Origin of the sequence: Bacillus salipaludis (assembly GCF_030938565.1) — a bacterium.
GTDB lineage: Bacteria > Bacillota > Bacilli > Bacillales > Cytobacillaceae > Neobacillus > Neobacillus salipaludis_A.
Genome location: NZ_JAVGVR010000001.1, coordinates 5,815,975 through 5,831,382, shown reverse-complemented (window position 1 = coordinate 5,831,382; position 15,408 = coordinate 5,815,975). Strand labels below are relative to the sequence as shown.

Sequence of the window (15,408 nt, the reverse complement as noted above, 5' to 3'; positions counted from 1 at the left end):
GCAGTTTTCGCCAAAGGAGGGGACGAGAGCTTGAATCGAAAATGGATTGCCCTAATGATGACGGGATCGCTTTTAACAGGGGCAGGAGGGACCTACGCTGCAATGCAATGGGTAGAAAAGCCAAATGAGAATTCCATCCTTGATAACAAGGATCATGCATCACTGGCAAATGATACAGAAAATCTAGAAAAAGTAGACCAGGCCTACGATTTAATTTTAAATCGATATGTCGAAAAGGTGGATCGCAATAAACTGGTTGAAGGAGCCATTCAAGGGATGCTTTCTACATTAAATGATCCATATTCGGTTTATATGGACAAAGAAACCGCTAAGCAATTTACTCAAACATTGGACTCCTCTTTTGAAGGCATTGGTGCGGAGGTTGGAATGGAGGATGGGAAAATCGTGATTGTTTCCCCATTCAAAGGCTCTCCTGCTGAAAAAGCCGGATTAAAACCGCATGATCAAATTTTGAAGGTGGACGGAAAGAGTGTGCAAGGGCTTGACTTAAATAAAGCTACCTTAAAAATCCGCGGCAAAAAAGGAACGACTGTAAAATTAGAAATTGCCAGACCGTCTCTTAAAGACCCGATTACAATTGAAGTCATGAGGGATGAAATTCCACTTGAAACCGTACATTCATCTACAAAGGAACAGAACGGGAAAAAGATTGGCTACCTTCAGGTAACTTCTTTCTCTGAAAATACGGCGGCGGATTTTAAAAAGGAATTGAGCACACTTGAAAACAAGCGTGTGAAAGGACTAATTATTGATGTTCGCGGAAACCCAGGCGGATATTTAAACAGTGTTGAAAATATTTTAAAGGAATTTGTTCCAAAAGATAAGCCGATGGTTCAAATTGAAAAGAGAAATGGCGATAGAGAACGATTTTTCTCTTCTTTAAAAGAGAAAAAGGAATATCCGGTGGTTGTTCTTGTTGATAAAGGCAGCGCATCTGCATCCGAAATTTTGGCTGGGGCTTTGAAAGAGGCAGATGGGTATCAACTGGTAGGTGAAACTACTTTTGGAAAAGGAACGGTTCAACAGCCCGTTTCAATGGGAGATGGCAGTAATATTAAATTAACCCTATTTAAGTGGCTGACTCCGGATGGAAATTGGATTCATAAAAAAGGAATTAAGCCGGATGTGGAGATTAAACAGCCGGAAATATTCCATACCCATCCGATTCAGGTTACCGACCCGCTCGAGCAGGATATGAATAATGAACAAGTAAAGAATGCTCAAGAAATATTAACCGGACTGGGATTTTCCCTGGACGTACAGATGGATATTTTAGTGCTGAAACCACAGCTGCAGTAAAAGGATTCCAACAATATAATGGGTTACAGCCAACAGGGAAAATCGATTCCATCACAGCAGCAAAGCTTGAAGAATCAGCCATAAAGGAAATGAAAAAAGAGAAAAATGATCTGCAGCTTCAAATTGCTTTAAGGATGGCTGCCAAATAAAGAAACAATGACCTCGGTCGTTGTTTCTTTATTTTCATTTTTTGACAATTTTATTAACTTTTGGAGAATCCTAGGGAATTTCCGCGGAAATAGTAAGAACCGAAAGAGATAAAATATTTACTAATGGGGTAGAATTGTATTTCTTGTCCAATTTCAAGAAACTAGCAATAGGTTTTATAGCGGCAATTTGATAAAATAGACTTTAAGAGACTTTGCAGAATAGATTGAGAGATTTATTTATAAAGGCAGGTGGCAAAAAATTGGCGCAAATATGGTTGGTAGAACTGCTAAAAGGAATTGGCAAGTTATTTCTACATCCCATTTTTTATTATCTTCTATTCTTATCAGCAATTTTAGGGGTAATGAGAGTAAAGCGGGAACGGAAAAATTTCCATGTTCGGGCGCATGATGCTTATTTTGAGCTTCGGCAGCTATTTCCTCTGGGGATCATGGTTGGTCTTTCACTTTCGATTGTTTCCATTTTGGCGGGCATTGTTGTTCCGTTTGCGGCAATCGTTCTTACTGCTGTCTTTACGTTATTGTGGAGTTTTACTGCCAATATTCGGTTGATGTCACCCGTTTACACAGTTGGTGCGGCATTTTTTACCTTAATCATCATGACAGAAAATAAATGGTCAATACCCCTTTTTTCAGAAACGTTTCATTCGCTTGACCAAAAGGTATATCCGTAAGTAGTGGTCGTATTGGCCCTTTTATTTATTGCCGAGGGAGTCATGATTACAAAGAACGGCAGTAAAGGGACCTCTCCCAAACTGGTAAAAAGTAAACGGGGTCAGAGTGTTGGGGCCCATGAGGTAAAACGATTATGGTTTTTACCGTTATTTCTCCTCGTACCTGGGGATGCACTTAGCCTCCCGTTCGATTGGTGGCCTGTTTTTCATGTTGGTGCTGAAAAGTACTCGCTCATACTTGTTCCCTTTGCGATCGGTTTTCAACAGCAAATCCAAGGGATGCTTCCAAAAGCAGCCATTCAGCTTTATGGACGACGTGTAATTGTACTTGGCTCGATAATCGCGATTCTTTCCATAGTCGGATGGTGGTATCCGCTTCTATCGATTATTGTAGCTGCGTTTGCAGTGATTGCCCGTGAGTCATTAGCATTAATCCAAAAATTGAAGGATGATAGTCTGCCATTTTATTTTTCAAAAAAGAACAATGGTTTGATGATTCTTGGAATTATTCCGGATTCCCCAGCTAGTAAAATGGAATTGAAGGTTGGAGAACTTGTAACAAAGGTCAATAGTGTTGTAACTTATAACGAAAAAACCTTTTATGAAGCGCTGCAAAAAAACCGCGCTCATTGTAAACTCGAGGTTCTCGATACGAATGGAGAGATTCGTTTTGTCCAGAGAGCCTTATACGAAGGCGATCATCACGAATTGGGCATCCTTTTTGTTCAGGATGAACGGAAGTTTGATGATGAGAAAATCAGCTAAAAAAAGAACCTGAAATGGTTCTTTTTTTGTGTGTCCCAGCAATTGGTCCAAGTTTTTAAGGTACTAACATCCAAGAAAAATATTGACATTCAAACAGTGGTTTGAATATCAAATAATCAAACGAATATTTGAATAAAAGAGGGTGAAGGCATAAAAGAACAGGATGTTTGTGAAATAACCTGTGTTGATTCCGATAAAACTACACGTGTTCAACAACATCTTCAAAATCGAAATATCGCAGACGTAGCGAAAATCTTTAAAGCGTTAGCCGATGAAACAAGAATGAAAATTGCTTATGCCCTGACCCTGGAGGAAGAACTTTGTGTTTGTAATGTGTGGCGAATATTGTCGGAGCAACCACCGCGACTGCGGGTATAAGTCCCAGCCCCCTAGTCAATGAATTGAAATAGGAAGTTGAGAAAAAATAACTTAATCGGAATTTTCGTTTTAGCAAAGGATACAAACTTCTTCATTGGGATAGATAACAAAAGAGCCCTTTACTTCATACTGTAAATGAGAGCTCTTAGGGGGGAATAAATTGGGACATCACCATCACCATGGACATGATCATGGACACCACCATCACCAACCGGCCAATTATGGTTTTGCTTTTGGCTTTGGGATTACCTTAAATGTAATTTTTATTTTGATTGAGGTCATTTATGGGATACTAAGCGACTCTCTAGCATTACTTGCGGATGCAGGACACAATTTAAGTGATGTACTCGGACTTGTCATTGCCTGGATTGCTGTTTGGCTGGGGAAGAAAGCACCTACAGCTAAGCGAACGTATGGATTTAAAAAAAGCTCCATTCTTGCTGCTCTGTTTAATGCAGTATTCTTACTTGTAGCAATTGGTGCGATTGCTTGGGAAGCGATTCAACGATTTTCTTCTCCCGCTCCTGTTGCGGGTAAGACCGTGATCATTGTTGCTCTTATAGGTATTGTGATAAATACAGTTACCGCATTATTATTTATGTCTGGAAGGAAAAACGATTTAAATATTCGTGGGGCCTATTTACACATGATGGCGGATGCGGTGGTGTCACTGGGTGTTGTCATATCAGGTTTCATTATGCTTTGGTCTGGTTGGCAGTGGATTGATCCCCTTGTAAGCCTAATTATTGCGATCGTCATTTTCCTTGGTACATGGGGCTTATTGAGTGAATCATTAAATTTATCTCTTGATGCTGTTCCAAATGGAATTGATGTAGATAAGATAAGATCTTATTTAAAAAACTTACCTACGGTTATAGAGGTTCATGATTTGCATGTTTGGGGAATGAGTACGACTGAGCCGGCTTTAACGGTTCACCTTGTGCGTTCCGAAATTACGGATAATGATCAATTACTTCAACAGTTAACGAAAGAGCTGCATGATCATTTTGGAATTGAACATACGACCATTCAAATTGAAAAAGGGACATTTGACTGTGCCCAAGCCCCGGTTGATACCATTTAACAGCTCAGCAAAAAAACAACGAATGTATCGTTGTTTTTTTGCTGACTTATTTATTTAAAAAGATTTTAAAACAAGTTCCTTTTCCAGCCTCGCTTTCAGCAGAAATTTCCCCGCCATGGGCTTCAACTAACTCCTTTACAATTGCAAGACCTAATCCAAACCCACCAGTTGCTCTTGAACGAGATTTGTCCACTCTGTATAAACGGTCAAAAATATGCGGAAGATCTTTCTCTGGAATGCCTATACCTTGGTCAGTGATTACCATATGAATGGCTTCGTTTCCTTCAAAAACTTTTATATGCACACATGTATTTTCTTTTGAATATTTAAGGTTGTTATCTAAAAGGTTTAAGAGAACTTGCTCGAAACGAATCGGATCCAGATCAAAAGTTAAATTTCTTGAGCATTCTAATTTGAATAGTATTTTTTTTTCATTAAAGGCCGGCAAAACCTTTTCGAGGATAGATTGTAAAAAATCACTGAGATTCACTTTTTGTTTAGAAATAGAAAAAGTATTTTGGTCCAATTTTGCCAAGTCAAATAATTCTTTAAGTAATCGGCTGACATGATCCGCTTCTTCTTGGATAATATCGAGGTATTTATCACGGTCTGATTCAGCGAGTTCCTTTCTTTTTGCAATATCTGCATATCCTTTGATATAGGTTAATGGTGTCCGAAGTTCATGAGAGATACTTGCCAAAAATTCATTTCGCTCTTGTTTTAAATAATTTAAGTCATTTGCAAGAGTCTGTATGGATTGTGCTAATTCTCCGAGTTCATCTCGGGAGGGCGGTGGAAGTGTAACGGAAAAATCCCCTTTGCTTAATTTTTTTGTTGCTTCTTTCATCGAGATCAGAGGCTTTGTTAATGCCTTTGATAAAAAGAAAATCGTAATAATCATGAAGAGTAGAATTAAAACAGATGCTAAAAGGAAATGTTTATTTAATTGAGAAATTAACTTCTGAACCTCATCTGTGTTCTTGAACATATATACATATCCCGCTTTTTCTCCGCCCTTATTAAATGCGGTAACGGTTGCAATATATTGTTCCTTTTGCCAATCCGATTGCAGCACCCGTCCATTTCTTGGGAGATTATCAATCGGTTTATTTAAGATAGTCCTCATGCTTTGGTTGAGTTTACTAGAGGAAAGTAAGACATCACCGGTTGTGTTCGTGATAACAACTTCAGTATCTGTATGGGATTCCATTAAACCAATGTGATGAAGTGTGGCTGAATCTGAATTGATTTCCAAGACAGATCGATGACTATTTCCCCTTGCTTGAAGCGAACCAAGCTCCTGATGAACCTGCGAATGTACTAAATTATTATGTAAAAAAAACATCGAAAAAATTTCAATCACCAAAATACAGAAAAAAAACCACATGCCTAATTTAATTGAAATCTTCATACCTGCCACCTATTTTGATTTTAATTCAGAGCCCTCTTTTACCCATTTATATCCTATTCCCCAAACGGTATAAAGATGGTTATCTATTGGAAATCCTGCATTTCTTAATTTTTCTCTTAAATTCCGAATATGAGAATCGACCGTTCGGTCATCGATATTTGAATTTAGGCCCCAAATGGCTGTAACTAAATGATCTCGGGAGTACACTTTCTTAGGATTTTTTAAAAACAATCCCATTAATGCAAATTCCTTTGGTGTAAGGGGAATATGTTGATTTTGAAATTTTAACTCCACAGTTTCTTCATTCCATTCTAATTCGTTGAAAATAAGCATATGTTGATGATCCTTTGAATGACTTGCCCTTCTTAATAATGCTTCAATCCTGGCCATTAGTTCAGCTTCGTGAAAGGGTTTCGTTACATAATCATCGGAGCCATGTTTTAATCCTTTGATTACATCGCTTGTTTCACTTCTAGCCGTTAACATGATAATGGGAATATCTGAAAATTCCCTGATTTTTCGGCAGGTCATCCACCCATCCATTTCAGGCATCATCACATCAAGGAGTACGATGTCGATATTTTCCTTCTTCAGGTGCCTTAAAGCATCTTTCCCTGATTCAGCCTTCAAACATCTATAATCATAAGGTGTTAAATATAGACATAAAAGGTCGAGCATACGGGTTTCGTCATCCACTAGTAAAATTGTCTTCAAAACTCTCCCACCTTACCCTAAGTTACGATCATTATAAAAGAAAAATATGAAGAAACCTTGCAGATTAAGTGTTTTATTATTTCGATTTTGTGTCAATTGGCTCGGCTTTCATAAATGACAAACTTTGTCCAAGGAAAAACCATAGTTTCTGCACACTTTTCCATTAAAGTGAAACCATGTTAATTAATACTCTTATTTTATACTTTATGGGAATGAGGTGAATAGTTTTGAAGGCTAAATGGATGTTTATGATTATTCTGGTTATTGTATTTTCCGGTGGAAGAATGGCTATGGCAGATGAAGGGAATCAAAAGATGCCATCAACATCAAGCCTTAACGGAAACGAACTTTCCGAGCACAACATAGAAGGAATGGACGTGAGCGGGGAACACACCGCTGACAGCCATGATATGGAAGGAATGGACATGAGCGGGGAACACACCACGGACAGTCATGATATGGAAGGAATGGATATGAGCGGGGAATACAACACTGAAAATCATGATATGGAAGGAATGGACATGGAGGGCAGTGGACACTCCCATGGAACGGTAATTGAAAAACCAGCTAATTTAATGGTGTTGGATACTTATGGTGCAGTTAATCTTTCGTTTATTGTGATTGGAATATGGAATAAGTGGTTTAGAAGAAAGGATGGTTCCAATGGCAATTCCAAGTAATCAATTAACTAATGAGGAAAAACGGATGGAAGAAAAGCAGCCTTATAATCTATTATCCATACCGATTATAAAAAAATTTATTCAGAGCCGATGGTATCCAGGCATTTTTCAATGGATCGTCCTCATCGTTTTTTCCGTTATTGTTTATGAATTAGTTGCCGGAACCGTTGACCCAACACGAAATGTCGGAACTTCGTTAACCTGGGTTTTATGGTGGCCGCTAATCCCAATCTTTTTCCTCGTCATTGGAAGGTTTTGGTGTGCGATTTGTCCATTTGGCAAATTGAGTGATATTGTTCGAAAAACGATTGGCAGTAATCGGCCGATGCCGAAATTTTTAAGAAAATATGGGCTTTGGATGATTGACCTTTTTTTTATCGGAATTACCTATAGCGATCATATTTGGGGAATTGTTGAATCCCCAAGAGGATCCGGTTATTTACTCCTATTACTAGTCACAATGGTAATTGCTACATCCGTTTTTTATGAACGAAGAACATTCTGTAAGACTCTTTGTTTCCTTGGAGGATTATCTGGTAACTATTCACGTTCTGGTTCATTAGAACTTCGCGGTACTCCGGAGATCTGTAAGACGTGTAAAACTCAGGTCTGTTTTAAAGGGAGCGATAAGGCAGAAGGCTGCCCAATGTTTCAATTTGTAAGGACAATGGATTCATCGGCAGATTGTAACCTTTGCGGAAACTGTGTGAAATCTTGTCCGAAAGACTCGATTCGGATTTCTCCAAGGGTACCTACATCGGAATTATGGGGAATCAAAAAACCGATGATTGAGCACACCTTCTTGGCAGCCGTTATTATGGGAATTGTGTTTGTTCAAAACATCACTATGGTATCCATCTGGCAGGATATTTTAAATGCAATTGGTTCCATAACCGGGACAGATAATTATAATGTAAACTTTACGGTTGCCTTTATTATTTCAATGGCCATCCCAGTAGCACTATTATTAGGAACAGCAAAAATTGCAACCGTAACCGGTGGTTCGGCAGAAAAAGTAAAGAAAAACTTTATTCGATTCGGTTATGCGATTATTCCATTAGATTTAGCAGGTCACCTCGCACATAACCTTTTCCATATCATTACGGAGGGAAAAGCAATCTGGTATAACACCGCAGCATTATTTGGGTTGAATGTAACAAGAGCGGATTTAGCATTTGCTCCTGCCTCATCTGTTCAAATGCTGCAGTATATTATTATCGTGATTGGAATGATTGGTTCCATTTATACAGCTTATCGAATTGGCAACAAAGGATCTTTTAAAGCATTGATGCCGTATTATACTTTAATGGTAATACTTCCAGTAGCAAATATTTATTTGTTCTCACTCCCAATGATGCACAGGGTCTAAAACACTAAAAACCTTAGCCCATGATCAATGGGCTAAGGTTTTTAAATTGATGTATGCGGTGGGAATCACGGCATGATACTAATTCCGTTAGGTGTTTTTCCAACGTTTATCGTCTTGACCACCTTATTTTGGGAGTTATCGATAACATTCACGGTGTTTTCAAACATATTGGTTACATACGTTAATTTATTGTCTGGACTTGTTACTACCCCATGTGAGCCTTTGCCCGTTTCAATCGTTGCCGCCACATGTTTTGATTTTAAAACTACCTTAGTTATAGAATGTGAAGGAGAATCCGCTGTTCCTTGATTAGCGACGTAAGCAAATTGATTTCCCGGCCCAATATAAACCTGTGCAGGTCCATTTCCAACTTTGACCTTATCTACTTTTCCTGAAGCTAAATCTACAATGGCTAAGGCATTTTCTTTATTTAATGTAACAACTAATGTCTTACCATCCGTTGTAATTCCCGTCGTGACGGGGGTTTCTCCAACTTTAATTTTTTTGTCCTCCTTCAGGGTTTGAAGGTTTAGAACACTCACTGTGTCCTCCCCCATATTTGCCACATAGGCGAACTGGCTATCCTTGGATATTCTAAAACCGTGCGGGCCCTTTCCGGTCGGAATGGTTTTAACTATCGCATAATTTTTAGCATCAATCACGGAAACAGTATTATCCTCATTGTTTGTAACCAAGACGTACTTCCCATTTTCCGTAAAGACGATATGCGCAGGGTGGTTGCCTACTTTTACTTCTTTCATAATTTTATCTTGAATTGGATCAAAGAATATTGCTTTTCCTGTCATATCCATAGAATTGTCATGGCCATGCCCATTCATCATTTCCGGAACAACCGTAGCAGCTACCACTTTTCCATTAGGTGACACCTGAATATTATGAACGGCTCCATCAAACTTAAAGGTTGAAATAACCTTTTGCTCATTCAGGCTTATTTTTGAAATACTTCCACCTTCATTTGCTGTAAAGAGGAATCGAGCTTCCTGATTTGTTATTGATACCTGAGTTTTTTCCGTTTTTCCATTTTCCTTATTGGTTGTATTTCCACACCCTGCAAGGAATAGGGACAAAATTAACATGCTGGTAAAAAATAAAGCTAAATATTTTTTCATTGATTTTTCCTCCTTTGCAATTTCAATACCATGATAATGTTTAAATTTGCAGAAAGTATGGATTTTGATAAAAATGTTACAATCAGCTATAAATACACGGGAGTTTTGGCGAATTTATGACAAAATCAAAAATGCATTATTTCTTGATAGTTATCTGATAAAGTTATTTTTAAGTAATACTGTTAAAAAAATATAAACAAATTATAAATCGGGCTTTACATAGGGTAGGGGGGTATAGTATTATTAAAAATAAGAAAAAAATTAATTAACAATATCCGAAGGGAATGAACATAATGGAAAAGGTATCATTAAATGTTATAGGAATGTCTTGCGGTCATTGTGTAAAAGCAGTAGAAGGAAGCGTCGGTGCACTTAACGGTGTCTGTTCCGTTAAGGTCGATTTGAAGGCAGCAAAAGTGGATGTAGAGTTTAATCCAAATGAAATTTCATTGGATAAAATAAAGGAAACCATTGATGACCAAGGTTATGATGTGAAATAAAGAGTGTGAAAAAGACGTGCTAGCTCCTAGCACGTTCCTTTTCACAAAAATATATACCTATATAGGGTATAAGGAGCTGGCTTTTATGAGTCAAAATATAAAAGAGACTAATTTACAGATTTCTGGAATGACCTGTGCTGCATGTGCCATTAGAATTGAAAAAGGTCTTAATAAATTAGAAGGCGTTGAAACTGCAAATGTGAATCTGGCCTTGGAAAAATCTAATGTTAAATATGATCCCGAAAAAATCAAGGTCGAAGAAATAGAAAAAAAGATTAAGGATTTAGGATACGAGGTTGTCAATGAAAAAACTGAATTTGATATCACTGGAATGACATGTGCCGCTTGTGCGGCCCGAATCGAAAAAGGCCTTACTAAATTAGAGGGTGTTGTAAGGGCAAATGTGAATTTAGCCTTAGAAAAAGCGACAGTGGAGTACAATAGTGGGGTTCTCTCAACAGGTGAAATCATTCAAAAGGTGGAAACCCTCGGTTATGGTGCTCATATCAAGGAAGATGTAAAAGATACGATTGACTATCGCCAAAAGGAAATTGAAAAACAAACAGGGAAGTTTCTTTTTTCGAGCATCCTTTCAATCCCGCTTTTATGGGCAATGGTAGGTCATTTCAGTTTCACTTCATTCATATGGGTTCCGGATATGTTTATGAATCCGTGGGTTCAATTAGCTTTGGCCACTCCGGTTCAGTTCATGATTGGGAAACAGTTTTATGTTGGTGCCTATAAAGCTTTAAAAAATAAGGGTGCCAATATGGATGTTCTCGTTTCACTGGGAACTTCCGCTGCTTATTTTTATAGTTTATATCTATCTATTGTCTCTATTGGAAGTCACGGAAATTCAGTGGAGCTTTATTATGAAACAAGTTCAATCCTGATTACATTGATCATTCTTGGAAAGCTGTTTGAGGCGAAAGCAAAGGGTCGTTCATCTGAAGCGATTAAGAAATTGATGGGTCTTCAAGCGAAGACAGCAATGGTTGAGAGAGCAGGAATTGAACAGGAGGTCCCGATTGAGGAAGTAATCGTTGGGGATATCCTTCATATTAAACCCGGTGAGAAGATTCCAGTCGATGGAAAGATAATAGAGGGCCGTTCGGCTATTGATGAGTCGATGTTAACAGGTGAAAGCGTTCCTGTTGATAAAAGTCCTGGTGATGAGGTAATTGGAGCTACCATCAATAAAAATGGATTTCTCAAAGTGGAAGCAACAAAAGTTGGCAGGGATACAGCTTTGGCACAGATCATTAAAGTTGTGGAAGAAGCCCAGGGATCAAAAGCGCCGATCCAACGTCTAGCTGATAAAATTTCCGGCATATTTGTCCCTATTGTTGTGGCACTTGCCGTCCTAGCCTTTGTTGTTTGGTATTTTTTCGTAACACCCGGGGATTTTGCAGAGGCGTTGGAGAAGTTGATTGCGGTTCTCGTAATTGCCTGCCCGTGTGCATTGGGATTGGCAACACCAACTTCGATTATGGCTGGTTCAGGGCGAGCAGCAGAATATGGAATTCTGTTTAAAGGCGGGGAACACTTGGAAATGACGCATAAAATTTCTACTGTTGTTCTCGATAAAACTGGCACAGTTACAAATGGTACACCGGTTTTAACCGATGTTTTCACAAACAACTCTAAATCAGAAGAATTTTTATCACTTGTGGGATCAGCTGAGAAACAATCCGAACACCCACTTGCTCAAGCGATTGTTCAAGGGATTAAAGATAAAGGAATTGCTTTAAAGGATGTAACGGAGTTTGAAGCGATTCCTGGATTTGGTATAAAGGCAATTGTCGAAGGAAAAGAGCTGCTGGTGGGAACAAGAAAGTTAATGAAACAGTTTAATGTATCTGCGGAAAATGCTCTTGATCAGATGGATGTATTAGAAAGGGCTGGAAAAACCGCGATGCTTACAGCAATAAATGGTCATTTTGCAGGAATAGTGGCCGTGGCGGATACGATAAAAGAAACATCCCAAACAGCGATCAGCCGCCTAAGAAATATGGGAATTGAAGTAATCATGATTACAGGGGATAATCAGCAAACAGCAAATGCCATTGCAGTTCAGGTTGGAGTAGACCAGGTAATTGCTGAGGTACTTCCTGAAGGGAAGGCGGATGAAATCAAGAAGCTTCAGGCACAAGGTAAAAAGGTTGCCATGGTTGGAGATGGAATCAATGATGCACCGGCCCTTGCTATTGCCGATATCGGTATGGCGATTGGGACTGGTACGGATGTGGCGATGGAGGCAGCTGATATTACACTAATTCGCGGGGATTTAAATAGTATTGCTGATGCCATTTTTATGAGTAAAAAGACGATTCGTAATATTAAACAGAACCTTTTTTGGGCGCTTGCCTATAACACACTTGGTATTCCGGTTGCTGCGCTTGGGTTCCTTGCACCTTGGCTTGCAGGGGCAGCAATGGCATTCAGTTCCGTTTCAGTTGTTTTGAATGCATTACGGTTGCAAAAGGTTAAATTGTAAAGGTGTGGATATGATCCACTCCTTTTTATGGTGAAATCCTTATAGGAAATACGGAATTTCAATAGCTAATTTCATTTTTCTGTTGCAATTTTGTGAATAAATTTTTAGAATTAATTAACAGAAATGAATGAATGAGGTGTACCCATTGGTGATTAAATTTTTGTCGGCGCTTATTTTGCCGGGCTTACTCGTTTTGTTTTTTACACGGGTCACTTACAATCGGATTATAGGACTTGCATTAACCGTCGCACTTATTGCTGCTTCTGCTTATAAAGGTTATACCCATACTTTACCGCTTATTATCATCGATGCTCTATCATTGACGGCCGGTTTTTGGCTGGCTGCAAAAATGAAGCCGAGAATCATAAAAAAAAGCTAGAAGTCTGCCAAATCAGGATTTGGCAGGCTTTTTGTTTTTTATAATTAATAGACAGGATATTGGATTCGCGGATAAACCTGGTCAATTCGCGGAAAAACATTTAGTTTCAGAAAGACTAGTAATTTTACGACGGTATTCTATTTAATTTTAATTTGAGTGTAATATAGGTAGGAAAACAGCACTTATTTCAAAAAAACGAATATTCGTTCGCATATTATTGGTTTGTTTTTGGTGTTTTGTGGTAACATGGTAATATATATTATGGAAAGAATCACTTTTCAGCCGCAACCGGTCCGAGACTTTCTTAAAAAGGCAGAAAAGTAATGAATCGAACCTATTGTATTTAGGGGGAAATTTTGTGAAGGACCAATTTGAATTAGTATCTAAATATTCGCCGCAGGGCGACCAACCTGAAGCTATCCGTCAATTAGTGCAAGGAATCCATGAAAATAAACGTTATCAAACCCTTTTAGGAGCAACTGGGACGGGTAAAACATTTACGATTTCCAATGTCATTAAAGAGGTAAATAAGCCAACCCTTGTGATTGCTCACAATAAAACCTTGGCCGGCCAGCTGTACAGTGAGTTTAAGGAATTCTTCCCAAACAATGCTGTGGAGTACTTTGTCAGCTACTATGATTACTATCAGCCGGAAGCCTATGTTCCACAGACTGATACATTTATTGAAAAAGATGCAAGCATCAACGATGAAATTGATAAATTGCGGCACTCAGCAACCTCTTCGCTTTTTGAGCGGAATGATGTCATCATCATTGCCAGTGTTTCGTGTATTTATGGTCTCGGTTCGCCAGAGGAATATCGTGAAATGGTACTTTCACTCCGAACAGGGATGGAAATTGAACGCAATCAGCTGCTCCATCGTCTCGTCGATATCCAATATGAACGAAACGACATCGATTTCAAACGGGGAACATTCCGTGTCCGCGGTGATGTGGTCGAGATCTTCCCGGTTTCACGGGATGAGCACTGTATGCGTGTTGAATTTTTCGGCGATGAAATCGACCGGATTCGTGAAGTAGATGCCTTGACAGGAGAAATTATTGGAGAGCGGGACCATGTAGCTATTTTCCCTGCCTCCCACTTCGTTACGAGAGAAGAAAAGATGCGCATTGCCATTGAAAACATTGAAAAAGAACTCGAAGAACGCCTAAAGGTCCTTCGGGAAAATGATAAATTGCTTGAGGCTCAGCGAATCGAACAGCGGACACGCTACGACCTGGAAATGATGAGGGAAATGGGCTTTTGTTCAGGTATTGAGAACTACTCGCGCCATCTAACATTACGGCCGCCAGGTTCGACACCTTATACCCTATTAGACTATTTTCCAGAGGATTTTTTAATGGTTATTGATGAATCACACGTGACATTGCCACAGGTCAGAGGAATGTTTAATGGGGATAAAGCTCGGAAAGAAGTGCTTGTTGAACACGGATTCCGCCTGCCTTCCGCATTAGACAACCGGCCGCTTACGTTTGATGAATTTGAAAAACATATTCACAATATTATTTTTGTGTCCGCCACCCCTGGTCCCTTCGAGCTAGAGCATACACCGGAAATGGTTGAACAAATTATTCGTCCAACCGGCTTGTTAGATCCGCCAATTGAAGTTCGTCCAATTGAAGGACAGATTGATGATTTAATTGGTGAAATCCAGGATCGAGTGAAGCGTAATGAACGTGTGCTGATTACAACATTAACGAAAAAAATGTCAGAGGACCTAACCGATTACTTAAAAGAAATCGGCATTAAAGTCCAATACCTTCATTCAGAAGTCAAAACGCTTGAGCGGATTGAAATAATTCGCGAGCTGCGTCTTGGTAAATATGATGTCCTCGTTGGAATTAACCTGCTCAGGGAAGGTCTCGATATACCGGAGGTTTCGCTTGTAGCTATTTTAGATGCGGATAAAGAAGGGTTCCTCCGTTCGGAACGCTCTTTAATCCAAACGATTGGACGTGCGGCCCGGAATGCAAACGGACAGGTAATCATGTATGCTGATCGGATGACTAATTCAATGGAAATGGCGATTAGTGAAACGAAGCGCCGTCGCGAGATCCAGGAGGAATATAACCAAAAGCACGGGATAACACCAAAAACGATACAGAAGGATATTCGCGATGTTATTCGTGCAACGCATGCGGCTGAGGAGCAGGAAGACTACAAACCGGCAGCAGCACTTGGCAAGCTGTCCAAGAAAGAAAAAGAACGCTTAATTGCCGATATGGAAAAAGAAATGAAGGAAGCCGCCAAGGCGCTTAATTTCGAGCGTGCCGCCGAGCTTCGTGATTTAATTTTAGAATTGAAAGCGGAAGGATAACT

General features: G+C 39.3%; 12 protein-coding genes and 2 pseudogenes. 11 read left to right on the top strand and 3 right to left on the bottom strand.

Features of this window, described 5'->3' with window-relative positions; translation table 11 throughout:
- Nucleotides 1-30: 30 nt before the first annotated feature.
- The 5 genes and pseudogenes from RCG21_RS29105 (at nucleotide 31) to RCG21_RS29085 (ending at nucleotide 4,388) form a co-directional block, all read left to right on the top strand.
- A pseudogene (locus tag RCG21_RS29105) lies at nucleotides 31-1,469 on the top strand (S41 family peptidase).
- 260 nt (nucleotides 1,470-1,729) lie between these two features.
- On the top strand, nucleotides 1,730-2,161 hold the full coding sequence (locus tag RCG21_RS29100) for a hypothetical protein (RefSeq protein ID WP_308914037.1): 432 nt from the start codon (nucleotides 1,730-1,732) through the stop codon (nucleotides 2,159-2,161).
- 42 nt (nucleotides 2,162-2,203) lie between these two features.
- Nucleotides 2,204-2,926 (top strand): PDZ domain-containing protein, encoded by a 723-nt coding sequence (locus RCG21_RS29095; RefSeq protein WP_308914036.1) that lies wholly within the window; start codon nucleotides 2,204-2,206, stop codon nucleotides 2,924-2,926.
- Nucleotides 2,927-3,076: 150 nt separating this feature from the next.
- Nucleotides 3,077-3,297 (top strand): annotated as a pseudogene (locus RCG21_RS29090) (transcriptional regulator); the annotation flags it as partial.
- Between the two features lie 167 nt (nucleotides 3,298-3,464).
- Nucleotides 3,465-4,388: a cation diffusion facilitator family transporter gene (locus RCG21_RS29085; RefSeq protein WP_133333954.1), complete on the top strand. Its 924-nt coding sequence runs from the start codon at nucleotides 3,465-3,467 to the stop codon at nucleotides 4,386-4,388.
- Between the two features lie 46 nt (nucleotides 4,389-4,434).
- On the opposite strand, the gene RCG21_RS29080 is transcribed toward RCG21_RS29085, so the two are convergent.
- Both RCG21_RS29080 and RCG21_RS29075 read right to left on the bottom strand, forming a co-directional pair.
- The gene (locus tag RCG21_RS29080; protein WP_133333955.1) at nucleotides 4,435-5,799 is read right to left on the bottom strand and encodes a sensor histidine kinase; all 1,365 of its coding nucleotides are present in this window, start codon (nucleotides 5,797-5,799) and stop codon (nucleotides 4,435-4,437) included.
- Nucleotides 5,800-5,808: 9 nt separating this feature from the next.
- Nucleotides 5,809-6,513 carry a response regulator transcription factor gene (locus tag RCG21_RS29075; RefSeq protein WP_133333956.1) on the bottom strand — a complete coding sequence of 235 codons (705 nt, stop codon included), beginning with the start codon at nucleotides 6,511-6,513 and terminating at the stop codon, nucleotides 5,809-5,811.
- A 227-nt stretch (nucleotides 6,514-6,740) separates the two neighbouring features.
- On the opposite strand from RCG21_RS29075, the gene RCG21_RS29070 reads away from it, so the two are divergent.
- Together RCG21_RS29070 and RCG21_RS29065 are read left to right on the top strand one after the other, a co-directional pair.
- Nucleotides 6,741-7,193 carry a hypothetical protein gene (locus RCG21_RS29070; protein ID WP_165976229.1) on the top strand — a complete coding sequence of 151 codons (453 nt, stop codon included), beginning with the start codon at nucleotides 6,741-6,743 and terminating at the stop codon, nucleotides 7,191-7,193.
- Entirely contained in the window at nucleotides 7,177-8,562 is a 1,386-nt protein-coding gene (locus tag RCG21_RS29065) for a 4Fe-4S binding protein (RefSeq protein WP_308914035.1), read from the top strand. The genes RCG21_RS29070 and RCG21_RS29065 overlap by 17 nt, the downstream gene beginning before the upstream one ends.
- Before the next feature lie 65 nt (nucleotides 8,563-8,627).
- Here RCG21_RS29065 and RCG21_RS29060 read toward each other — a convergent pair whose 3' ends face one another.
- A complete protein-coding gene (locus RCG21_RS29060) occupies nucleotides 8,628-9,692 on the bottom strand; it encodes a YncE family protein (protein WP_133333958.1) in 1,065 nt (354 codons plus the stop codon).
- Between the two features lie 293 nt (nucleotides 9,693-9,985).
- Here RCG21_RS29060 and copZ point away from each other — a divergent pair, with 293 nt between their 5' ends.
- The 4 genes from copZ to uvrB all read left to right on the top strand — a co-directional run bounded on the left by copZ (nucleotide 9,986) and on the right by uvrB (nucleotide 15,406).
- Nucleotides 9,986-10,192: a copper chaperone CopZ gene (gene copZ, locus RCG21_RS29055; RefSeq protein ID WP_133333959.1), complete on the top strand. Its 207-nt coding sequence runs from the start codon at nucleotides 9,986-9,988 to the stop codon at nucleotides 10,190-10,192.
- Nucleotides 10,193-10,277: 85 nt separating this feature from the next.
- Nucleotides 10,278-12,689, top strand: a complete 2,412-nt coding sequence (locus tag RCG21_RS29050) for a heavy metal translocating P-type ATPase (RefSeq protein WP_133333960.1) — start codon at nucleotides 10,278-10,280, stop codon at nucleotides 12,687-12,689.
- Between the two features lie 145 nt (nucleotides 12,690-12,834).
- Entirely contained in the window at nucleotides 12,835-13,068 is a 234-nt protein-coding gene (locus RCG21_RS29045) for a CsbA family protein (protein ID WP_133333961.1), read from the top strand.
- Between the two features lie 358 nt (nucleotides 13,069-13,426).
- Nucleotides 13,427-15,406 carry an excinuclease ABC subunit UvrB gene (gene uvrB, locus RCG21_RS29040; protein ID WP_308914034.1) on the top strand — a complete coding sequence of 660 codons (1,980 nt, stop codon included), beginning with the start codon at nucleotides 13,427-13,429 and terminating at the stop codon, nucleotides 15,404-15,406.
- Nucleotides 15,407-15,408 lie beyond the last annotated feature (2 nt).